Here is a 21,646-nt window from a genome sequence, read left to right as displayed (position 1 = left end):
CCATGAATCTGCTGATCGTCACCGCCTGCCCCAATGGCCAGGTCACCAGCGTGCTGTGTTCGCGCCTGTTGCAGGCTGCAGCCGAGCGCCTGGGCTGGCAAACCCGTGTCGAGGTGCATGACGCGCGCGCGATTGGTTCGCCATTGAGCGAGGCGCAGATTGCCGCGGCCGACTGGGTGCTGGTGGTCAAGACCGGTGAGCTGCCGCTGAGCCGCTTCGTCGGCAAGCGCCTGTTTCAGGCCACGCCGGCCGAGGCATTGGCCGACCCGCAGCGTTTTCTGCGCGAGGCCGCCGAGCGTGCTCAGACCTATGGCGACAGCAGCGAGCCTGCCTCAGGCGGGCGTCGTCGGCTGGTCGCGGTCACTGCTTGCCCGACCGGTGTGGCGCATACCTTCATGGCCGCTGAAGCGCTGCAACAGGCGGCGCTGCGCATGGGCATCGAATTGCAGGTGGAAACCCGCGGCTCGGTCGGTGCGCGCAACCTGCTCGACGATGCGGCAATCGATGCGGCCGATGCCGTGCTGCTGGCCACCGATATCGAGGTCGACACCAGCCGCTTCGCCGGCAAGAAGGTCTACCGCTGCGGCACTGGTGTGGCGCTCAAGCAGCCGCAACAGACGCTGGAGCGCGCCTTGAGCGAGGCGCGCCCGTTGAGCGAGGCCAAGCCGGCCGAGGGCAACGCTGCTGCCCCCAGTGGTGAGAAATCCGGCCCCTACAAGCACCTGCTCACCGGCGTTTCTTACATGTTGCCGATGGTGGTGGCGGGTGGCCTGCTGATCGCGCTGTCGTTCGTCTTCGGCATCAAGGCGTATGAGCAGGAGGGCACCTTGGCGGCTACGTTGATGCAGATCGGTGGCGACGCCGCATTCAAGCTGATGGTGCCGGTACTGGCCGGCTACATCGCCTACTCCATCGCCGACCGTCCGGGGCTGGCACCAGGGATGATCGGTGGATTGCTCGCCAGTTCGCTGGGCGCCGGTTTTATCGGCGGCATTGTCGCCGGCTTCATCGCCGGCTATTCGGCCAAGGCCATTGCCCGCTGGGTGCGTTTGCCGGACAGTCTGGAGGCGCTCAAGCCGATCCTGATCATCCCGCTGTTGGCCAGCCTGATCACTGGTCTGACGATGATCTATATCGTCGGCAGCCCCGTGGCTGGTGTGTTGCTGGCGCTCACCCAGTTCCTCGACAGCATGGGCAGCACCAATGCCATCCTCCTGGGCGCGCTGCTTGGCGGCATGATGTGCGTGGATCTCGGGGGGCCGATCAACAAGGCGGCCTATGCCTTCTCGGTCGGCCTGCTGGCTTCGAGCAGCTACGCGCCAATGGCCGCGACCATGGCCGGTGGCATGGTGCCGCCGATTGCCATGGCCATCGCCACCGTGCTGGCGCGGCGCAAGTTCGCCCAGAGCGAGCGTCAGGCAGGCAAGGCGGCCGGGGTGCTGGGTTTGTGCTTCATCTCCGAGGGGGCGATTCCCTTCGCTGCGAAGGATCCGTTGCGGGTGATCCCGGCCAGTATTGCCGGTGGTGCGCTGACCGGCGCACTGTCGATGTACTTCGGTTGCAAGCTGATGGCACCGCACGGAGGCCTGTTCGTGCTGCTGATCCCCAACGCCATGAACCACGCGCTGCTATACCTGCTGGCCATCGTCGCCGGCAGCCTGCTTACCGGCGTGCTCTACGCGTTGATCAAACAGCCCGAGGCGCAGCCGTTGGCAGTCGAGGCGCGATAAGCGCACGCCCTTGTTGCTCGGTTACACTGGGTTGAACAGCGCCTGGGAAGTAGGAGTCTGTTGAGTGATCCACGCGCCGATGCGCAGCGCTGGATCATCATCGACTCCTTGGCGCAGTCGCCCTCACAAAGAAAGGATCTTTTGTAGATGACTCAAGCTCTCGCGCATCGCTGGCGCTTCTTCCGTGCCGGCGGCTTCGATCAGGTGCAACTGGAAACCCCCGCCGACCTCGCCGCCCTGCGTGGTCTGGATCAGAAACTCTGGGCCAGCCTGGCCTGCCCGGTGAACAATCTGGAACTGGATCGGCGCATGCTGCAGTACATCGACCTGAACAAGGACGGTCGTATTCGCGCGCCGGAAGTGCTCGATGTGGTCGACTGGACGCTGGCGCGCCTGCGTGATCCCGCTGTGCTGTTTCAGGACGGCCCGCTGCTGCTGGCCTCACTTACCGATGACGCCGAAGGCGTGCGCCTGTGCCTGGCTGCACAGCGTCTGCTGGGCGTGCTCGGGCGTCCTGACGCCGAGAGCCTGACGCCGGCCGATACTGTTGATCTGGCGTTGCTGTTTCCGCCCTACGAATCCAATGGCGACGGCCTGGTGCCGGCCAGTATGACCGATGATGCCGAGCTCAAGGCCGCCATCGCCGACATCATCGCCTGCCTGGGTGCGCAGACCGATCGCAGTGGCGAGCCTGCCGTCGGTGTCGAACAGATCACCGCCTTCTTCGATCAGGCGCGTCAGTTGCACGCTTGGCATGCGCGCGCTGCCGAGCAGGGGCTGGATGCTTTCGGTGAAGGCACCGTGGCGGCGGTCGAGGCGCTGAGTGCCGTGCGCGCCAAGATCGACGATTACTTCACCCGCGTGGCCATGGCCGAGTTCGACCCGCGCGCCGCGGCCTTGATGAACGCCAAGGAAGAAGAACTGGTGCGCCTGGCATCGTTGTCCCTGGCCGATGCCCGCGAGGTGGCCGACCTGCCGCTGGCGGTGGTGCAGCATGGCGACGAGCTGCCGCTGCACAAGGGCCTCAACCCGGCTTGGCAGAGTGCCGTCGACGAGTTCCGCCAGCGTGTGGTGGTGCCTGTGTATGGCGAGCTGGACAGCCTGTCGCGCGAGCAGTGGCAGCACCTGGTTGCACTGTGCGGCAACTACCTGGCCTGGCGCGCCGAGACGCCGGCCGTGGCGATTGCCGAGGTGCTGGAGCGAGGACGCATTCTCGAACTGGTGGAGCAGGGTGCCGAGGCGCGCCTGCTGGCCCTGGTCGAGGAAGACAAGGCGGTGGCCGAGGCTGCCGATGGCCTGGTCGAGCTGGACAAGCTGATTCGCCTGCGCCACGGCCTGGTCAAGCTGCTGCGCAACTTCGTGTCCTTCCAGTGCTTCTATGCCCGCCAGGAGAAAGCGGTATTCCAGGCTGGCGTGCTCTACATCGACGGCAAGAGCTGCGAGCTGGCGGTGGAAGTCGGCGATGTCGAGGCCCATGCCAAGGTGGCGGCGGCCAGCGACTGTTTCCTGCTCTACTGCGCCTGCACCCGCCGCGGTGAGCCGGTGCGCGGCAAGGAGACGCTGAACATCGTGGTGGCGGTGACGGCCGGTAGCGAGGGCGATCTGCAGGCCGGCCGCCATGGCCTGTTCTACGACCGCGACGGTAATGACTGGGATGCCACCGTGGTCAAGGTGGTGCAGAACGCCATCAGTATCCGTGAGGCGTTCTGGTCGCCTTATCGGCGTATCTCCAGCCTAGTTTCCGATCAGGTACAGAAATTGGCAGCCAGCCGTGACGCTGACATGGTCAGCAAGACCGCCGCCAAAGTTGGTGAAACCGGGGCTGCGCCTGCGGCAACGCCGGCACCAGCGTTCGATATCGCCAAGTTCGCCGGTATCTTCGCGGCCATCGGCCTGGCAGTCGGCGCTTTGGGTACGGCACTGGCGGCGGTGGTCACGGGGATTCTCTCGTTGGCCTGGTGGCAGGTTCCGCTGCTGCTGCTCTGCGTGCTGCTGGCCATCTCCGGGCCGGCCATGCTGCTGGCCTGGTTCAAGCTGCGTCGCCGTAGCCTGGGGCCGATCCTCGACGGCAACGGCTGGGCGGTGAATGCCCAGGCTCGTATCAGCATTCCCTTCGGCACCGCGCTCACGCAGATGGCGGAGCTGCCCAAGGGCAGCGACCGCGCGCTGCGCGATCCCTACGCCGAGAAACCGCTGGTATGGCCGTGGATACTGGCGCTGCTGCTGGCGCTGGGCCTGGGCTACTACGCCTGGAACCAGGGTGTGTTCAGCCCGCAGCCAGAGGCGCCGGCCGAAGCGGCGGCGCCCGTTCAGGACGCCGGGTAGGGCGTACTCGGCTTTGGCGTTCCGGCACGGCCTGCAGTTCGGTAGGGCGTACTGGAACGCCGGCCGCTCGGAAGCAGTACGCTGCTGGATGTGTGGGCCGCTGAAAAACGGCGGACTGTTCGCTGGCGTTCCTGAGTCCGCCTACATGCTGAATCCGCCCTACGGTGGTCGGCTTACCGTTACATGTATCAATTGGCCAGTTGCTCCGCCACCCAGCGGGGCAACTGCTCGGTGGCCGGGCCGTAGCGTTTTTCCGCGAACAGCGAGTGACCCAGACTCGGCTCCAGATTGATCTCCAGCGTATGCGCGCCGGCCCGACGGGCCTGCTCGACGAAACCCGCCGCCGGGTAGACATGGCCCGAGGTGCCGATGCTGACGAACAGCTCGCATTGCTCCAGCGCGTCATGGATGCGCTCCATGTGATAGGGCATCTCGCCGAACCAGACGATATCCGGTCGCAGCGTGCCCTTCAGACCGCAGCAGGCGCACGCCTGTTCGACCGGCATGTCCTCCAGCAGCTGAAAACGCTGCTGGCTGTTGCTGCACAGCATCGACTGCAACTCGCCGTGCATGTGCAGCAAGCGCCTGGAGCCGGCGCGTTCGTGCAGGTTGTCGACGTTCTGCGTGACCAGCATGAACTCACCTTGCCAGCCGGCCTCCAGTTCGGCCAGGGCCAGGTGCCCGGCATTCGGTGCGATGGCCGGATCGCGCAACTGGGCGCGACGCATGTCGTAGAAGCGCTGCACCAGCGCCGGATCACGGGCGAAACCTTCGGGCGTAGCCACCTCTTCGATGCGGTGGTTCTCCCAGAGTCCGTCAGCGGCGCGGAAGGTGCGGATGCCGCTTTCGGCAGAGATACCGGCGCCGGTGAGAATGACGATATTGGGATGAGGCATGCTTGAGTGCTCGACGCATTTGCTATGTCCCCCATCCTAGACGATTCATTGTCCTTTGTAGGCTGTGCCAGTAACGGCCATGCGGTGCGGAAAAGCCTGCCTGCGCAAGGATCTACTGTTCGTCGCGAGTCAATGTCCGCAGCCGACGCGGGGGCTTGTTCAGGTAAACTGCGCGCCTGTTTCCCTCTGATTCGGTTACCCCATGACCTTCGCCTCCCTTGGCCTGATCGAGCCGCTGCTGCGCACCCTTGCTGACCTCGATTACCAGACTCCGACTCCGGTGCAGAGCCAGGCGATTCCCGCCGTGCTCAAGGGCCGCGACCTGATGGCCGCAGCGCAGACCGGAACCGGCAAAACGGCCGGTTTCGCCCTGCCGTTGTTGCAACGTCTGACCCTGGAGGGGCCGCAGGTGGCGAGCAACTCGGTACGCACGCTGGTGCTGGTGCCGACCCGTGAGCTGGCCGAGCAGGTGCTGCAGAGCTTTCTGAGCTACGGCCAGAACCTGCCGCTCTCCAGCTATGCGGTGTATGGCGGGGTCAGCATCAACCCGCAGATGATGAAGCTGCGCAAGGGTGTCGATGTGCTGGTGGCCACGCCGGGCCGGTTGCTCGACTTGTACCGGCAGAACGCGGTGAAGTTCAGCCAGTTGCAGACCTTGGTGCTCGACGAGGCGGATCGCATGCTCGACCTCGGTTTCGCCCGTGAGCTGGACGAGCTGTTCAGCGCGTTGCCGAAAAAGCGCCAGACCCTGCTGTTCTCTGCCACTTTCTCCGACGCCATCCGGCAGATGGCCGGCGAACTGCTGCGCGACCCGCTGTCGGTGGAAGTCAGCCCGCGCAACGCGGCGGCCAAGAGCGTCAAGCAGTGGCTGATCCCGGTGGACAAGAAGCGCAAGGGCGAACTGTTCCTGTACCTGCTGCAGGAAAAACGCTGGGGGCAGGTGCTGGTGTTCGCCAAGACCCGCAAGGGTGTCGATCAGCTCGAACAGGAACTGCTGGCCATCGGCGTCAGTGCTGACTCGATCCACGGTGACAAGCCGCAGCCGAGCCGCTTGCGCGCCCTGGAGCGTTTCAAGGCCGGCGAGGTGCAGGTGTTGGTCGCTACCGACGTAGCCGCACGGGGGCTGGATATCGATGACCTGCCATTGGTGGTCAACCTCGACCTGCCGATCAACGCCGAGGACTACGTGCACCGCATTGGCCGAACCGGTCGCGCGGGCAGCAAGGGCGAGGCGATCTCGCTGGTCTGCGCCGACGAGGTCGACCAGTTGGCGGCTATCGAGAACCTCACTCAGCAGTTGATCAAGCGTGTCGACGAGCCCGATTTTATTCCGGATCACCGCGTACCACTGACGGCGGTCGGCGGTCAGGTACTGAAGAAACCGAAGAAGCCCAAGCAGAAGCTGATTCCCGGTGCGGGCAAGGCGGGCGGCAAGGGCAATATCCACCTCGGTCGCTGGTTCGAGGAAGAGGATGCCAAGCCCAAAGCCAAGGCGGTACGCAAGGTGCCGAGCTTCGGCAGCAAGCCCAAGGGCGGAAAAAAGTAGGGTGCGCCATGTGTTCAGCCGGGGGACATAGGTAACGGGTGTCGGGAGACATAGGTAACGCATTTAGGCTTACGGTGTTCATCGGATCGGGAGATCGAATGATGCCGTGGCTGGAGCGCAGCACTATGTCGATAAGGCGAGAGTTTGTTCTGCTGGCAGGGCAGCCCCAAAGTAATGTGCGGGAGCTCTGTCGGCGGTATGGCATCAGTCCCAGAACTGGCTACAAATGGCTGGATCGGTACCGTGAGCAAGGCGATGCAGGCTTACAGGATCGATCCCGCCGTCCCCTGAGCAGTCCAGGGCGCAGCGATCCGACGTTGGAACAAACGGTTGTGCAATTGCACCACCGCTATCCCTATTGGGGCGCTCGCAAACTGCGAAGCTTGTTGATGACTGCGGCTGTTGATCCGCCTCACCACAGCACTATCGACGCCATCCTCAAGCGCCACGATTGTCATGTCCTTTACCACAATGAGCAGGCGCAAGCGCCGGCTAACCATCGTTTCGAGCATCCCAATCCGAACGACCTCTGGCAGATCGACTTCAAGGGTAGCGTCCCCCTAAACGATCGCCGTTCGCCTCGTTGTCATCCCTTGACCCTGCTGGACGATCACTCACGCTTTTCGCTCTGCCTGCAAGCCTGTGAGGGGGAGCGGCTGGAGCTGGTCAAACCGCATCTGATCGAGGTTTTCCGTCAGTACGGTTTGCCGCTGCGTATCACCGCCGACAACGGGCCGCCTTGGGGTTCTAATATTGCCGGTGGACTATCAAAATTGGAGGTTTGGCTGATGCGGCTGGGGATCGAGGTCAGCCATAGTCGGCCTCATCATCCACAGACTCAGGGCAAGCTGGAGCGCTTCCACCAGACACTCAAACGCGAAGTGCTGCATCGCGCGTTCAGCGACTTGCAGCATTGTCAGCAAGTGATGAGCCGCTGGCGAGACGAGTACAACCATTACCGTCCGCACGAAGCACTTGATCAACGGCCCCCTATAGAGCGCTATAGGCCCAGTCCACGAAGCTACCCGGAGCAACTGCCAGCCATCGAATATGAACCGGGTGATCACGTGGTGAATGTACGTCAGACCGGGCAGGTGTATTTCAAAGGGCTCAACGTCTTCGTAAGTGGAGGTCTATATGGGGAGAAGGTCGCCATCCGACCAACTGCCGAAGAGGGTGTCTACGATGTGGTATTCATCCGCAAAACGCTGCGTCAGATAGACCTGAGGCAACGGGCAACATGATCATCAACCTGTTACCCATGTCTCCCGACAGGTGTTTACCATGTCCCCCGGCTGAACACCATGCGCACCGAACTCAGAAGAGGTTGGCTGGTGCGCACGGCGCACCCTACGGCTTAGCGGATCAAGCCTGTGCCGCCACTGCCGCCGCGGTCATGTCATAGATCACCAGGCACACATGTTCCACCGGCTGGCCAGCCAGCGGCAGCACGGTGACGTTCTGGTACATGAAGTCGGCCTGGCCGGTGATCGGCTGATAGCTCTTGAAGCGCATCAGGTACGGGCGCTGCTGCCACAGGCTGAAGGCGCGCGTGCCCAGCTGCACCACGCTTTCCACCTTGCGCTCCAGCCAGGGGCGGTCGATGTCGGGGAAGAGTTCGAACAGCGAGCGCCCCTGTACCTGATCCGGCCCCAACCCGGAGTGATTTTCCATGAAGGCGTTCCACACCTCGACGCGGTACTGGCGGTCGAGCACCACCACGCCGACGTCGATGCACTGCACGATGTCGAGCAGCCAGTGAACTTCCTTGATATCGATCTGCGCGGGCATCGCCTTACTCCATCAGGTAGCCGATCTTGGCGGTCAGGCGCTTGATCGAGTCTTCGGTGAACAACAGCAGCAGGTCGAAATGAATCGCGTGGCCTTCCAGGCTGTAGCTGATTTCCACGGCCAGGGTCTTGCGCCAGCGCTGGCGGTTGACCTGGATGATCTGGTCGAGACTGGCATGCTGGCCGAGCAGTTGCGGATGGCCCTGGGAGAAACGCAGGTCGAGTTGCTCGGCGACGCCGGCCAGGCAGGCGCCGATCAGGATGCTGGCCAGATCCAGGAGCATTTCCGATGTTTCTGCCTCGTTCTTCGGTTGCCAGCCGAGCAGACGCGCCATGTCGTCCACTTCCGAGTCGTGGAACAGCAGCAGCGCTTCGCCGGCGATGGCCTCGCCAATGAAGCCCTGGCAGATGGCGCTGAAGCGTTCGCCGCGCTGGGCGTCGAGCAGGGTCATGTGCAGTTCGCTGACTTCGAAGATGTTCACCTGCGGCACCGGCAACTGCACGAATACCCCGAGCACCTTGGCCAGCAGCGCGGCGGCGCGGCCCATGGCGACGTTGCTGACCTCGCGCAGGGCGTCGCGGAAGCTCACCTTCAGCTCCGAGAGCGCCGCTGCCTGAGCCTGCGCCGTTGGTGTGCCCTGTGGATTGAACAGGCCCAGTTCGATCAGGGTCTGGCGCAGGATATCGGGATCGGCGGGTTTCTTGATGAACGCCAGGGCACCGAGCTCGCGGACGCGGCGCACCGCTTCGTCCTGCACGTCACCGGACACCACGATGACCTGGCTGTTGAGGCCTTCGGCGCGTAGCGCGGCCAGTGTCTGGTAGCCATCGAGCACGGGCATGGTCAGGTCGAGCAGCATGACCTGGCCTTGGCCCTGACGGATCAAGGCCAGTGCTTCCTCGCCGTTGCTGGCCTGGCTGAGGGTGACCGGCCATTCAGCCGGCAAGGCGCGGATCAGTTGCTTGCGCGCCATATTGGAGTCGTCGCAGACCAGCAGAGGGATCACGGCGGGAGGTTACCTGTGTGTGGAGCGCTGAGACTGAGCATAGCCGCAGCCTGCGTGGCGTCACAGCGTTTTTCGGCGGTAGTGGGCTGTGCACGTCCGTAGGGTGGGCTTCAGCCCACCAACAGCGGCCAGCCTTGGTGGGTTGAAGCGGAGCGCCGCCCGGTTCACCCTACAACTACACGGCATGCAACCAGTCGAGTACGCCCTGTGCCGCGACCCGGCCACTGGCGAAACACGCAGTGAGTAGATAGCCACCGGTGGGGGCTTCCCAGTCGAGCATTTCGCCGGCACAGAACATGCCGGGCAGGGCCTTTAGCATCAGGCCTTGATCCAGAGCCTCGAAAGGCACGCCACCGGCGCTGCTGATCGCTTCGTCCAGCGGCCGGGCGCGCAGCAGGGTGATCGGCAGCGCCTTGATCCAGCGCGCCAGCGTGGTTGCCTCGGCGAAGGCCGCGGCCGGTGCCAGCTCGCGCAGCAGCGCAGCTTTCACGCCATCGAGGCCGGCCTGGCGGTGCAGGTGCTTGGCCATCGAATGCTTGCCGCGTGGTTTGGCCAGCGCCTGTTGCAGTTTGGCCAGCGGCATCTGCGGCTGCAGGTCGAGGTGGATCAGCGCCTGGCTGTCGGTCTCGATGGCGCGGCGGATATCGGCGGAAAAGGCATACACCAGGCTGCCTTCGATGCCGCCTGCGGTGAGTACGAACTCACCGATGCGGGCGGGCTGACCGGGCAGGCTGAGGGCGACGTTCTTCAGCGGCGCGCCGGCGAATTTCTCGCACAGGTAGTCGCTCCAGCCGGCCACCTCGAAACCGCAGTTGCTCGGCTTCAGTGCTGCCACCTCGATACCGCGTGCCTGCAGCAGGGGCACCCAGGCACCGTCGGAGCCCAGTCGCGCCCAACTGCCGCCGCCCAGTGCCAGCAGGCAGGCAGCAGCGGACAGCGCGCGTTCGCCGTCCGCGCTGGCGATACGCAGGCTGCCGTCATCGTTCCAGCCCAGCCAGCGGCTGCGCGTATGGATGACCACGCCCAGTTCGCGCAAGCGCCGCAGCCAGGCTCTCAGCAACGGCGCAGCCTTCATGTCGGTGGGGAATACGCGGCCGGAGGTGCCGACGAAGGTGTCGATGCCCAGTCCATGAATCCAGGCGCGCAGGGCGTCGGCATCGAACTCCTGCAACAGTGCCGCGACCTCGGTCTGGCGCTCGCCATAACGTCCGAGGAATGCCGGCTTGGCTTCGGAGTGGGTGATGTTCATGCCGCCGACGCCGGCCAGCAGGAACTTGCGTCCCACCGAGGGCATGGCGTCGAACAGCTCCACGTGCACACCGCCTTGTACCAGCATTTCGGCAGCCATCAACCCGGCGGGGCCGCCGCCGATGATGGCGACGTGATGAGCGGTGGGCTGGGCGGCAGTGGTCATGATGGCGGGACAGTCGGCGGAAGGTTGCGCATTCTACCCGAGTGCTCCCTGGCCTTGTCATTTGCCCGGGGTTAGGGCAGGTTCTGGTCGAACCTTTTCGGCTGGAGTCCGCTATGTCCCATATCTGCCCCGACATCGATCCCGATGGCCTGATCGAATATTCGGTGGTCTACACCGACCGCTCGCTGAACCATATGTCGCAGTCGTTCCAGGGCGTGATGCGCGATATTTCGGCCACCCTGAAGCAGGTCTACAACGCCCATGCCGTGGCGGTGGTGCCTGGCAGCGGCACCTATGGCATGGAGGCGGTGGCGCGGCAGTTGGCGACCGATCAGAAGTGTCTGGTGATCCGCAACGGCTGGTTCAGCTACCGCTGGACGCAGATTTTCGAGATGGGCCGGATTCCCGCCCAGTCCTTGGTACTGAAGGCACGCCCGGTGGCAGAGGGTAGCCAGGCCGCCTTCGCCCCGGCACCACTGGACGAGGTGCTGGCGACTATCGCTGCCGAGAAACCGCAGGTGGTATTTGCCCCGCACGTCGAAACCTCCTCGGGCATGATCCTGCCGGACGACTACCTGCGCGCGGTGAGCGACGCGGTGCACGCCGTTGGTGGCCTGTTCGTGCTCGACTGCATCGCCTCCGGCACCCTCTGGGTGGACATGCAGGCCTGTGGCATCGACGTGCTGATCAGCGCACCGCAGAAAGGCTGGAGCGCTTCGCCGTGCTGCGCCCTGGTGATGCTCAGCGAGGCCGCCCAGGCGCGCGTCGAGGCCACCCAGAGCACCAGCTTCGCCTGTGACCTAAAGAAGTGGCTGCAGATCATGCAGGCCTATGAGCAGGGCGGCCACGCCTACCACGCCACCATGCCCAGCGATGCGCTGGCGCATTTCCGTGATGCCATGTTCGAGGCCAAGGCCCTCGGTTTCGACCGGGTGCGCCAGCAACAGCAGGAACTCGGCGACCGGGTGCGTGCACTGCTGGCGGCGCGTGGCTTCAAGAGCGTCGCGGCCAAGGGTTTCGAGGCACCGGGCGTGGTGGTCTGCTACACGGATGACGCGCAGATCAAGACCGGCGCCAAGTTCTCCGCCATCGGCCTGCAGATTGCCGCCGGCGTACCACTGCAATGCGACGAGCCCGCCGACTTCCAGACCTTCCGCCTCGGCCTGTTCGGGCTGGACAAGCTGGGCCATATCGAGCGCACGGTGAAGACGCTGGAGCAGGCGTTGGACAAGGTGCAGGCCGGCTGATCAACGCTCTGTCGTAGGGCGGGTGAAACCCGCCACCGGTGAATTGGCGGGTTGCACCCGCCCTACGAGGGGCTAGCCCAACCCGCGCGCAGCCCAAACCTTGGCCGCGCTGTGATGCAGGATGCCGTGGCGGCGGGCGAGGGCGGCGTGATCCTTGGAGTAGCCGCCGCCGATTACGCCCATTACTGGAATGTCGCGACCCAGGCAGTGCTGCAGCACGGCTTCGTCGCGAGCGGCGAGTCCGGCGTCGGTGAGTTGCAGGTAGCCCAGAGCATCGTCCTTGTGCACGTCGACGCCCGCGTCGTAGAGCACCAGATCCGGCTGGTAGAGCGGCAGCAGGTAGTCGAGCGTGCTGTCCACAACCTTGAGGTAGTCCTCGTCACCCATACCGCGTGGCAGTGGAATGTCCCAGTCGCTTTCGGCCTTGCGTGCCGGGAAGTTCTGTTCGCAATGCAACGATACGGTGACGGCATCCGGTACGTCCGTCAGCAGGCGTGCGGTGCCGTCGCCCTGGTGCACATCGCAGTCGAAGATCAACACGCGCTGCACGCGGCCGGCCTCCAATAGGTAGCGAGCGATCACTGCCAGGTCGTTGAAGATGCAGAAACCGGAAGGAAAGTCGTAGTGCGCGTGGTGCGTGCCGCCGGCCAGGTGGCAGGCCAGGCCATGGCTGAGCGCCAGTTCGGCAGTCAGCAGCGAACCGCCCACGGCACGTACGGTGCGTTGCGCCAGGGCTGCGCTCCAGGGCAGGCCAAGGCGACGCTGATCCTCATGCGACAGCTCGCCGGCCATATAGCGGGCGATGTAGTCCGGGCAGTGGGCCAGGGTGAGAATCTGCGCCGGGCACAGCTCGGGGCGTTGCAGCCCGGCATCGGTGGTCAGACCGCTGTCGATCAGGTGATCGCGCAACAGGCGGAATTTCTCCATGGGGAAACGGTGCCCGGCCGGAAAGGGTGGGCTGTAATCCTCGTGGTAGACCAGCGGTAGCGGCATACAATAAAGGTCTCATCGAATTGACGACTCATGGTCGCAGCCAATCGAGACAATCGCCATGCCCCTGATCGAAACCTCTTCCGAGCGGCTCTTGCTGCGTACCTGGCGCGACAATGACCTGCCGGCGCTGATAGCACTCAATGCCGATGCGGAGGTTATGCGTCATTTTCCTGCCCCTCTGGACGCCGAGCAGAGCGCGCAATTGCTGGCGCGCATCCGTGCGCATTTCGATGAGCACGGTTTTGGCTTCTGGGCGCTGGAGCGGCGCGACACTGGCGAGCTGATCGGTGTCACCGGCCTGGCGCAGGTCAGCTTCGAGGCGCCTTTCGTGCCTGCCGTGGAGATTGGCTGGCGCTTGGCTCGGTCCCACTGGCGTCATGGCTACGCCAGTGAGGCAGCGCGCGCTTCATTGATCGTGGCCTTCGAGCAGCTTGGGCTGGATGAGGTATTGAGCTTCACCGTGCCGGCCAACCTGCCGTCGCAAGCGGTAATGCGCAGCATCGGTATGCAGCGTGACGAGAGCGGCGATTTCCTCCACCCACGGGTGCCGGATGGTCATCCCCTGCAGCCGCACGTGCTCTATCGCATCCGCCGCGAGCACTGGGAGGCGCGGCGATGACGGATGTGCTCGCCTATCATCAGCTCAGCAAACACGCGCCCGAGCGCTTCGCGCCGGGGCCGGGGCAACTGGACTGGTCGACCCAACCTGCGCCGTTTCGCCGCTACGAGGGCGCCCGGTTGATTGAGTTGTACCACCGCCCACTGGAAGAGGGGCCGGTGTACGACGCGGCTTTCGCCGGGCTGCAGACGCCGCCTGCACCGCTCGACCGAGCCAGCATCTCGCAACTGCTGTACGACAGCCTGGCCATTTCCGCCTGGAAGGAGGCCGGGGGCAGTCGCTGGGCGCTGCGGGTCAACCCGTCATCCGGCAACCTGCACCCAACCGAGGCTTATCTGCTGTTGCCGCCGGGCGTGGTGGGCGACGACGGCGTGCTGGCCCACTATGCCCCGGATATCCATGCCCTGGAGGTGCGCAGTGACTTGCCGGCGCCGCTGGGCCAGCGGCTTGCGAACAGCCTACCGCCGGGTGGTTTTCTCCTCGGTCTGAGCAGCATCGCCTGGCGCGAGGCCTGGAAGTACGGCGAGCGCGCCTATCGCTATTGTCAGCATGATCTGGGGCATGCCCTGGCAGCGCTGGCCATCGCCGCCAGTGTGCAGGGCTGGCAAGTACGGATGCTGCAGGGCGTGGACGAAGCACGTCTGGACGGCTTGCTGGGGTTGGATTGCGAGGGTTTCTACGAAGCCGAACACGGCGACTGCCTGCTATGGATCGGCCCGGCGCAGGCGATGGAGTTCCCGCTGCCCGAGAAGCTATTGATGGGGTTGGCGCAGTTGGAGCGTATCGGCACGCCGAATCGTCTGTCGCGCGAGTATCGGCAGTGGCCGGAACTGCAGCGCGTGCATGACCTGTGCCGCGCGCCGGCCCGCCCGCGCGGCCCATGGAAGCTGGATACCGCCAGCGTGCGCGCCGACAACCCCGGCCTGCCCTTGAGACCCATCCTGCATCGCCGGCGCAGTGCGCAGAGCATGGATGGTCGCAGCGGCATTCAGGCCGAGCTGTTGCTGGCCTGGCTGCGCCGTCTGATGCCGGCGCAATCGCCAGTGCCGTTCGCCGTCACCGGTGAACCGAGCGAGATCGACCTGTTGCTGTTCGTCCATCGTGTGCAGGGGCTGACGCCTGGCCTGTACTGGCTGGATCGCAGCGGCAGCGGTGTGCAGCCGCTGCGCGAGGATTATCTGTGGCTGCGGGTGGACGATGACCTGCCGCTGTATCGCCTGCTCGAAGGCGATACCCGTGGTCTGGCGGGTTTTCTCAGTTGCGGCCAGGACATCGCTGCCGACGGCTGCGTGGCCTTGGCCATGCTGGCGCAGGTGGGGCGCGCCGTTGCCAATGGCAACTGGCGTTATCCCAGGCTCTACTGGGAATGCGGTCAGGTCGGCCAGTTGTTGTATCTGGAGGCCGAGGCAGCGGGGCTTTCCGGTACCGGCATCGGCTGCTACTTCGACGATGCGTTAAGGGAATTGCTCGGAGATGCCGACAGCGGCTGGCAAAGTCTTTACCATTTCACCCTTGGCCGCGCCGTATGGGACGAGCGCCTGACCTCCCTGCCGGCCTATTCACAACCGCGATTACCCCCTGCCCGAGGAGACAATCCATGACCCAGGTGCTCGACGATCTGGTGGCGCTGCTCAGCCTGGAGCAGATCGAGGAAAACCTGTTCCGTGGCCGCAGCCAGGATCTGGGTTTCCGCCAGCTGTTCGGCGGCCAGGTGCTTGGCCAATGCATATCCGCTGGCAGTCAGACGGTCGAGGAGGCACGCCACGTGCACTCCATGCACGGCTACTTCCTGCGCCCCGGTGACGCCAGCCTGCCAGTGGTGTACCAGGTCGAGCGCACTCGTGATGGTGGCAGCTTCAGCACCCGTCGCGTGGTGGCGGTGCAGAAGGGCAAACCGATCTTCTTCTGCAGTGCGTCGTTTCAATATGACGAAGAGGGGTTCCACCACCAGAGCCAGATGCCGGACGTACCCGGCCCCGAGGGTCTGAAGTCGGAAACCGAACTGGCGCGCATGGTCGCACCGATGATTCCCGAGCGTCTGCGCGAGCGTGCGATCAGCGACAAACCGATCGAGATCCGCCCGGTCACGTTGATCAATCCCTTCGCGCCGCAACCCTGCGAGCCGGTCAAGTACGTCTGGTTCCGTGCCGCCGGCGAGTTGCCGGACGACCCGCAACTGCACAAGTACCTGTTGGCTTATGCCAGTGACTTCAACCTGCTGACCACCTCGATGCAGCCCCATGGCGTGTCGGTGTTCCAGAAGTTCATGCAGGTGGCCAGCCTCGACCATTCGCTATGGTTCCACCGCAACCTGCGCATGGATGACTGGCTGTTGTACGCCATGGACAGCCCCTGGGCCGGTAATGCGCGCGGCTTTTCCCGTGCGAGCATCTACAACCGCCAGGGCGAGCTGGTGGCCTCGGTCGCTCAGGAAGGTCTGACCCGCGTGCGTGAGGACTGGAAGTGAACGCATTGCGCGACGCGCGCCACTGGGTGTTCGACATGGACGGCACCCTGACCCTGGCGGTGCATGATTTTCCGGCAATCAAGCGGATGCTGGGCATTCCCCAGGACGACGACATCCTCCATCACCTGGCGGCGCTGCCGTCAGAGGAAGCGGCGCAGAAGCATGCCTGGCTGCTCGAGCACGAGCGCGAGCTGGCGCTGGTCTCACGTCCGGCGCCGGGCGCCATCGAGTTGGTGCGTGCGCTGTGCGAGCGGGGTTGCCAGCTCGGCATCCTCACGCGCAATGCGCATGAGTTGGCGCTGCTGACGCTGCAGGCCATCGGGCTGGATGACTGTTTCTCCATCGCCGACATTCTCGGCCGCGACGAAGCGCCGCCCAAGCCGCACCCGGGCGGCCTTTTGCATCTGGCTGAGCGCTGGGCGGTAACGCCGCAGGAGCTGGTGATGGTCGGCGATTATCGCTTCGATCTGGAATGTGCCCAGGCCGCTGGCGCACGTGGCGTGCTGGTCAACCTACCGGACAACCCCTGGCCGGAGCTGACCGAGCTGCATGCGCGCGATTGCGGGGAGCTGCTGGCGCTTCTGTAGGGCGTAATCGCCGTAGGCAGTACGCCGTGGGCGCAGGCGGACTGTTCGCTGCGCTACGAACGGCCGGCGTCCCGATCCGCCCTACGGTTACAACCGAGTTGCCTTGAAGGTATCGCAACGCCCGGGCTGGCCGTTCTCGAATCCGTTCTTGAACCAGCGCACGCGCTGCTCTGAGGTGCCGTGGGTGAAGGCGTCCGGAACCACCTGACCACGGGCCTGTTTCTGCAGGCGGTCGTCACCGATGGCGCTGGCGGCGTTCAGGGCTTCTTCCAGGTCGCCGGCTTCGAGCCAGTCGTGGCGGCGTTGGGCATGATGTGCCCAGACGCCTGCCAGGCAGTCGGCCTGTAGCTCCTGGCGAACCAGCAGGCCACCGTCGCCTTCGACCCGCTCGCCCCGCTGACGTGCGGCATTGACCTTGGCCGAGACGCCGAGCAGCGTTTGCACGTGGTGGCCTACTTCATGGGCAATCACGTAGGCCTGGGCGAAGTCGCCCGCTGCCGAAAAGCGTTGCTCCATCTCGCGGAAGAATGCCATGTCGAGGTACACGCGCTGGTCGCCGGGGCAGTAGAAGGGGCCGACGGCCGAGCTGGCGAAGCCGCAGGCCGAGTTGACACCATCCGAGAACAGCACCAGTTTCGGGTCGCGATATTGCTGGCCGGCCTGTTGGAACAGCTCGCGCCAGGTGTCTTCGGTGTCACCGAGGATGGCGCGGACGAACTCGCTCTGTTGATCGTTGGCCGGTGGTGCGCTCTGGGGTTGGCTGACCTGCGGCTGGGTGGCCTGGCCGGCGATCTGGCCAAGAATCTGCAGCGGATCCTGGCCCATCAGCAGGCCGACGATGACGATCACTGCCACCCCGGCCAGGCTCAGCCCGCCACCGACGCGCCTGCCCGATCGGCCGCGCGCATCCACCACGTTGTCACTGCGTCTGCCGCGTTGCCAGCGCATGGCCTCACTCCCTGGATTGATTTCTGTGCAGTGTAGCTGCGCGATGGTGGCGATCAGTTGCCGGGATAGTCGGCCAGTACCTGATCCTGGCGCTCACGATCCAGACCAATCACCTGGTAGGCATCGACGCGGTCACCGTATTCCATGCCGGGCGAGCCCATGGGCATGCCTGGCACCGCCGCGCCGAGCAGATCGGGGCGTTCACGCAACTTGAGAATGTCGGCGGCCGGTACATGGCCCTCGACGAATTTGCCGTCGATCACCCCGGTATGACAGGAGGCCAGGCGTGGCGGCACACCAAGGCGCTGTTTGACCGCGCTCATGTCGGCTTCGACATGGTCGTTGACGGTAAAGCCGTTGTCCTGCAGATGGCTGATCCAGGCCTTGCAGCAGCCGCAGTTGGCGTCGCGGTGGACGTCGATGGTCAGCGCTTCGCTGGCCTGGGCCAGGCTGGTGAAGAGACAGAGGGCGAGCAGCGAGTGGCGCATGATGGGGCTCCAATGGGCGATGGCGTAGAGGATAGCGCCATGTCCGGTGATGCCCAAGGATCATGATGCGGCTCCGAAGGGAGACTCCGGAGCCGCAGTCGGGTTATTCCAGTTCCATCAGGCTCGGATCGCGCTGTACGGGCTGGATCTGCTCAGGCTTGATCCCACTCTTGAGCATCAGTTTCAGCTGGCTGGACTTCTGGCAAGCATTGTTGCCATCGGCGAAAACGCCGCCCTGATTGCACTTCCAGTCATAGAAGTTGGCCAGGCCGCCAGCCAGTTGCAGGCTGTAATCGGTGCTCTTGGTGCCGGGGCTGAAGGGTTGGCCAGCAGGAATGTTCTGGAACCAGCGCATCCATTCTGGCGAGCCTACGGCAGGTGGGTTGGCTTGGAACGTTGGGTTCATGATCGCCAGTTGTGGGTATTCGCCGGTCATGTGGCAGCTCAGGCAGGAGCTTACCGGGTTGTCCACCGGGCCGTTGAGGCGGCCGTTCCAGCCCAGGTGGGTCGGCGGCAACTCGCTGGTTTTGGCGTTGATCGCGGTTTCCTTGAGGTTGGGGTTGATACGGGTCTGGCTCGGTTGAGGGTTACTGTAATCGTTGCCGTTATCCTCAGGGTCGTTGCCCCACATGATGCCCACTGGCACCAGGTTGTCCCAGCCAGCTTTGCCGGTAATGGCGCCGTTGTACTGGAAGGTGCCGAAGATCCAACCGGTTTCGTTGATACGGGTGTCGCGAATGGCGATGTCCATCTGAATCAGCGCAACCTCTTTCACCTCGCGGTCAGCCGAGTCGAAGGTCTTGGTGATGTAGCCCTGCCAGAGCACCGGATTCTGCAGGAAGGGCACCTGGCTGCGGTCGACATCGGCGAACAGCGGTTTGCACACCACGGTGCCATCCGCAAAGCTGTTGGGCTTGGAGGTGAATTCCGGATTGGGGTTTTGCGGATCCTTCCATATCTGGCCAATGGTGTAGGCGCCGATGTCGTTGTAGATGCCGACCGCGTAGGTCTGGCCCGTGGTGGTCTGGGTCGGCGCGAGTTGCTTGGCCTGAATCTGCGCTTCCTTGGTCAGGCCGTGAATGCCTTCGCGGCCCAGGGGGCCGTAGTGCTGCCAGGGCATGTGGAACCAGTCGCGCACCTTGTTTTTCTGCACGTCCCAGTCGTTTTCCACGTTGCCTTCCAGGCAGTAGTCCTTCACTGCATCCATGTAGGCGCGCCAGGTCTCGAAGTCGTTGCTCCGTTCCTTTGGCAGCAGCTTGAAGAAGGCCGGCAAGGCGGATGCCGGTGGGGCGGAGCTTGGGTAGGACTGACTGAGTTGGAAAAGCGGGCCACTGTACTCGGCGGTAGGCGGCTTGTAGCCGAAGTCGGGGTAGGTACCGGCGTGGGCCGCTGTAGTGAGCAGGGGAGCGGCAAGCGCCAGTGTGCAGATCAGAGTTCCTTGTGACTTACGCATGGATCATCTCCTTATGTGGCTACGCCTGCCAGGCGAGGTATTCGCGTAGGGGCAGGGTGTCCGTTATGGTTCTATCGGCTGTGGCGCGGCATCCGTCGCGCCGATTCACGGTATTGCGCGGGGCTCCTGGGATGGCATTGGCGGGAAGGCACTCGGACATGGCTGCGCTGCCGTGCCGGCGAGCGGTACGACGAGAACGACGCAAGAGGAATGGCGGGCATGTCGACCTCCTTGTCGAGTACGGTGGGGTGTCGCAGTTGCAAGGATAGTTGTAGATCATTCTGGTGAAAGTGCCATCAGCCTCTGCTGGCAGCGCTCCACACCATGGTCTTAGATTGGAACGGGCGGGTTTGTGGCGATGAAACAACCGGGCCCACGCCGCCACTCACTGCGCGAGGAGTCATACGATGCTGTTTGCCCGAATCGTTCTGCTGATCCAGATCGCGGCGCTGAGTCTGCTGGGGCTGGCCTATTTCATTCGCCCTGAGGAAATGGCCAGTTTCAGTGGTGCCCTGCTGATGGGGAGTGCCGCCGTGACCGAGGTTCGAGCCTACTACGGCGGCCTGCAACTGGGGCTGGCGGCTTATCTGGCGATGGCCTTGACGCGCCTGGATCTGCTGCGCCCGGCGCTGATGCTGCTGGTGTTGCTGTATGCCGCGCTGGCCTTGGCACGTATCGCCGGACTGTGGCTGGATGGCGGGGCGCAGCAGACCTTCAATCTTTATGCGCTGCTGCTTGAGGTGATGTCGGCCGTGCTGGCCTGGTGGGCGTTACGCGGGCTCGCACGCTAGCGCCGCGTACCCCTGCAGATCGTAGCCCGGATGCAATCCGGGGGATTCTGCGTCATCCAGTTCACGGATTGCATCCGGGCCACGGCGAGCGGCAGCTTAGCGCCTTTCCAGCAAAACACCCGATTCCATGTGATGGGTGTAGGGGAACTGGTCGAACAGTGCGCAACGCGTGACCTTGTGGGTGTCATCGAGCTGGGCGATGTTGGCGGCCAGGGTTTCCGGGTTGCAGGAGATATACAGGATGCGTTCGAAGCGTCGAGTCAGCTCGCAGGTGTCCGGATCCATGCCGGCGCGTGGCGGGTCGACGAAGACGCTGCCGAATTCGTAGCTTTTCAGGTCGATACCGGCCAGGCGGCGGAACGGGCGCACCTCGTTGAGCGCCTGGGTCAGCTCTTCGGCGGACAAACGCACCAGTTCGACGTTGTTCACGCCGTTGTCAGCCAGGTTGGCCAGAGCGGCGTTGACCGAGGTCTTGCTGATCTCGGTGGCGAGCACCTTGTGTACACGGGTCGCCAGCGGCAGGGTGAAGTTGCCGTTGCCGCAGTACAGCTCCAGCAGGTCGTCGTTGCGCTGGCCCAGTACGTCGTAGGCCCAGCCGAGCATCTTCTGGCACACCGCGCCGTTGGGCTGGGTAAAGGCGCCTTCCGGCTGGCGGTAGCGAAAGCTACGCCCGGCCACGATCAACTCCTCGTCGACATAATCACGGCCGATTACCAGGCGCTGGCCACGTGAGCGGCCGACCAGGCTGACGTTCAGCTCGGCGGCCAGGCGCTCGGCCTCGGCTTGCCAGGCGGCGTCCAGGGGCCGGTGGTAGGCCAGGGTGATCAGCGCATCGCCGGTCAGGGTGGTGAGGAATTCGACCTGGAACAACTTGAACGACAGCGTCTCGCTGGCCTGCCAGGCGGCGCGCAGGCGCGGCATCAGGTCGTTGATACGCAGGCTGGCGATGGGGAAGTCGTCGATCAGAATCGGCGTGTGCTTGTCGCCAGGGGCGAACATCGCGTAGTGACGCTGGCCGTCCTCACGCCACAGGCGAAACTCGGCGCGTAGGCGGTAGTGCTCACGCGGCGAGTCGAAAACCTCTGGCTCCGGAGCCGAGAAGGGCGCCAGCAATTCGACCAGGCGAGCCTTCTTCTCGGCGAGTTGGGCGTCGTAGCTGGCGGGGTCGAATGCGGGGCGGCTCATCGGTCACTCATGGGGCAGGAAAACGGGGCGCCATTGTAGCGATTCCGTGGCCGGCGTGCCGTGGTCGTCGATCATTGGTGGGGCGTGGCTAGGGGACGCTTGAGCGGAAGGGGATGGTCAGGGGGAGAGGTGGGCTGAAGCCCACCCTACATGATCGGGC

At 64.3% G+C, this 21,646-nt stretch carries 19 protein-coding genes; 10 read left to right on the top strand and 9 right to left on the bottom strand.

Going from position 1 to position 21,646, the window contains the following annotated elements:
- The first annotated feature begins 2 nt into the window (after positions 1 to 2).
- Positions 3 to 1,730 (top strand): fructose-specific PTS transporter subunit EIIC, encoded by a 1,728-nt coding sequence (locus C7A17_RS06120; RefSeq protein WP_106737182.1) that lies wholly within the window; start codon positions 3 to 5, stop codon positions 1,728 to 1,730.
- 147 nt (positions 1,731 to 1,877) lie between these two features.
- Positions 1,878 to 4,055 (top strand): hypothetical protein, encoded by a 2,178-nt coding sequence (locus tag C7A17_RS06115; RefSeq protein ID WP_106737181.1) that lies wholly within the window; start codon positions 1,878 to 1,880, stop codon positions 4,053 to 4,055.
- A 188-nt stretch (positions 4,056 to 4,243) separates the two neighbouring features.
- On the opposite strand, the gene cobB is transcribed toward C7A17_RS06115, so the two are convergent.
- Positions 4,244 to 4,951 carry a Sir2 family NAD+-dependent deacetylase gene (gene cobB / locus C7A17_RS06110; RefSeq protein WP_106737180.1) on the bottom strand — a complete coding sequence of 236 codons (708 nt, stop codon included), beginning with the start codon at positions 4,949 to 4,951 and terminating at the stop codon, positions 4,244 to 4,246.
- 202 nt (positions 4,952 to 5,153) lie between these two features.
- Here cobB and C7A17_RS06105 point away from each other — a divergent pair, with 202 nt between their 5' ends.
- Both C7A17_RS06105 and C7A17_RS06100 read left to right on the top strand, forming a co-directional pair.
- Positions 5,154 to 6,497: a DEAD/DEAH box helicase gene (locus C7A17_RS06105; RefSeq protein WP_106737179.1), complete on the top strand. Its 1,344-nt coding sequence runs from the start codon at positions 5,154 to 5,156 to the stop codon at positions 6,495 to 6,497.
- A 101-nt stretch (positions 6,498 to 6,598) separates the two neighbouring features.
- The gene (locus C7A17_RS06100; protein ID WP_106742723.1) at positions 6,599 to 7,741 is read left to right on the top strand and encodes an IS481 family transposase; all 1,143 of its coding nucleotides are present in this window, start codon (positions 6,599 to 6,601) and stop codon (positions 7,739 to 7,741) included.
- Between the two features lie 121 nt (positions 7,742 to 7,862).
- On the opposite strand, the gene C7A17_RS06095 is transcribed toward C7A17_RS06100, so the two are convergent.
- From C7A17_RS06095 to C7A17_RS06085, 3 genes are all read right to left on the bottom strand, one after another.
- Positions 7,863 to 8,288, bottom strand: coding sequence for a PAS domain-containing protein (locus C7A17_RS06095; RefSeq protein ID WP_106737178.1), 426 nt, complete (start codon positions 8,286 to 8,288; stop codon positions 7,863 to 7,865).
- 4 nt (positions 8,289 to 8,292) lie between these two features.
- On the bottom strand, positions 8,293 to 9,294 hold the full coding sequence (locus C7A17_RS06090) for a response regulator (protein ID WP_106737177.1): 1,002 nt from the start codon (positions 9,292 to 9,294) through the stop codon (positions 8,293 to 8,295).
- A gap of 175 nt (positions 9,295 to 9,469) precedes the next feature.
- On the bottom strand, positions 9,470 to 10,708 hold the full coding sequence (locus tag C7A17_RS06085) for a TIGR03862 family flavoprotein (RefSeq protein WP_106737176.1): 1,239 nt from the start codon (positions 10,706 to 10,708) through the stop codon (positions 9,470 to 9,472).
- A gap of 113 nt (positions 10,709 to 10,821) precedes the next feature.
- Here C7A17_RS06085 and C7A17_RS06080 point away from each other — a divergent pair, with 113 nt between their 5' ends.
- Entirely contained in the window at positions 10,822 to 11,955 is a 1,134-nt protein-coding gene (locus C7A17_RS06080; RefSeq protein WP_106737175.1) for an aminotransferase class V-fold PLP-dependent enzyme, read from the top strand.
- A gap of 72 nt (positions 11,956 to 12,027) precedes the next feature.
- Here C7A17_RS06080 and C7A17_RS06075 read toward each other — a convergent pair whose 3' ends face one another.
- Positions 12,028 to 12,948 carry a histone deacetylase family protein gene (locus tag C7A17_RS06075; protein ID WP_106737174.1) on the bottom strand — a complete coding sequence of 307 codons (921 nt, stop codon included), beginning with the start codon at positions 12,946 to 12,948 and terminating at the stop codon, positions 12,028 to 12,030.
- Between the two features lie 58 nt (positions 12,949 to 13,006).
- Between C7A17_RS06075 and C7A17_RS06070 the strand changes: the two genes are divergently transcribed.
- The 4 genes from C7A17_RS06070 to C7A17_RS06055 are packed head-to-tail and all read left to right on the top strand — an operon-like array spanning position 13,007 to position 16,621.
- Complete coding sequence (locus C7A17_RS06070) at positions 13,007 to 13,567, top strand: GNAT family N-acetyltransferase (RefSeq protein WP_106737173.1); 561 nt, start codon at positions 13,007 to 13,009, stop codon at positions 13,565 to 13,567.
- A complete protein-coding gene (locus C7A17_RS06065; RefSeq protein ID WP_106737172.1) occupies positions 13,564 to 15,168 on the top strand; it encodes a SagB/ThcOx family dehydrogenase in 1,605 nt (534 codons plus the stop codon). The genes C7A17_RS06070 and C7A17_RS06065 overlap by 4 nt, the downstream gene beginning before the upstream one ends.
- Positions 15,165 to 16,034, top strand: a complete 870-nt coding sequence (gene tesB, locus C7A17_RS06060) for an acyl-CoA thioesterase II (protein ID WP_106737171.1) — start codon at positions 15,165 to 15,167, stop codon at positions 16,032 to 16,034. The genes C7A17_RS06065 and tesB overlap by 4 nt, the downstream gene beginning before the upstream one ends.
- Positions 16,031 to 16,621, top strand: a complete 591-nt coding sequence (locus C7A17_RS06055) for an HAD family hydrolase (RefSeq protein ID WP_106737170.1) — start codon at positions 16,031 to 16,033, stop codon at positions 16,619 to 16,621. Before tesB ends, C7A17_RS06055 begins: the two co-directional genes overlap by 4 nt.
- An 87-nt stretch (positions 16,622 to 16,708) precedes the next feature.
- Here C7A17_RS06055 and ypfJ read toward each other — a convergent pair whose 3' ends face one another.
- From ypfJ to C7A17_RS06040, 3 genes are all read right to left on the bottom strand, one after another.
- The gene (gene ypfJ / locus C7A17_RS06050; protein ID WP_106737169.1) at positions 16,709 to 17,569 is read right to left on the bottom strand and encodes a KPN_02809 family neutral zinc metallopeptidase; all 861 of its coding nucleotides are present in this window, start codon (positions 17,567 to 17,569) and stop codon (positions 16,709 to 16,711) included.
- Positions 17,570 to 17,622: 53 nt separating this feature from the next.
- The gene (locus C7A17_RS06045; RefSeq protein ID WP_106737168.1) at positions 17,623 to 18,057 is read right to left on the bottom strand and encodes a DUF411 domain-containing protein; all 435 of its coding nucleotides are present in this window, start codon (positions 18,055 to 18,057) and stop codon (positions 17,623 to 17,625) included.
- 103 nt (positions 18,058 to 18,160) lie between these two features.
- Positions 18,161 to 19,510, bottom strand: a complete 1,350-nt coding sequence (locus C7A17_RS06040) for a hypothetical protein (protein WP_106737167.1) — start codon at positions 19,508 to 19,510, stop codon at positions 18,161 to 18,163.
- A gap of 407 nt (positions 19,511 to 19,917) precedes the next feature.
- Between C7A17_RS06040 and C7A17_RS06035 the strand changes: the two genes are divergently transcribed.
- A complete protein-coding gene (locus C7A17_RS06035; protein ID WP_106737166.1) occupies positions 19,918 to 20,301 on the top strand; it encodes a DUF4345 family protein in 384 nt (127 codons plus the stop codon).
- A 96-nt stretch (positions 20,302 to 20,397) separates the two neighbouring features.
- On the opposite strand, the gene trmA is transcribed toward C7A17_RS06035, so the two are convergent.
- The gene (gene trmA, locus C7A17_RS06030; protein WP_106737165.1) at positions 20,398 to 21,486 is read right to left on the bottom strand and encodes a tRNA (uridine(54)-C5)-methyltransferase TrmA; all 1,089 of its coding nucleotides are present in this window, start codon (positions 21,484 to 21,486) and stop codon (positions 20,398 to 20,400) included.
- Positions 21,487 to 21,646 lie beyond the last annotated feature (160 nt).

The organism is Pseudomonas mendocina (assembly GCF_003008615.1).
GTDB lineage: Bacteria > Pseudomonadota > Gammaproteobacteria > Pseudomonadales > Pseudomonadaceae > Aquipseudomonas > Aquipseudomonas mendocina_C.
This window is presented reverse-complemented; position numbering and strand designations above follow the sequence as displayed.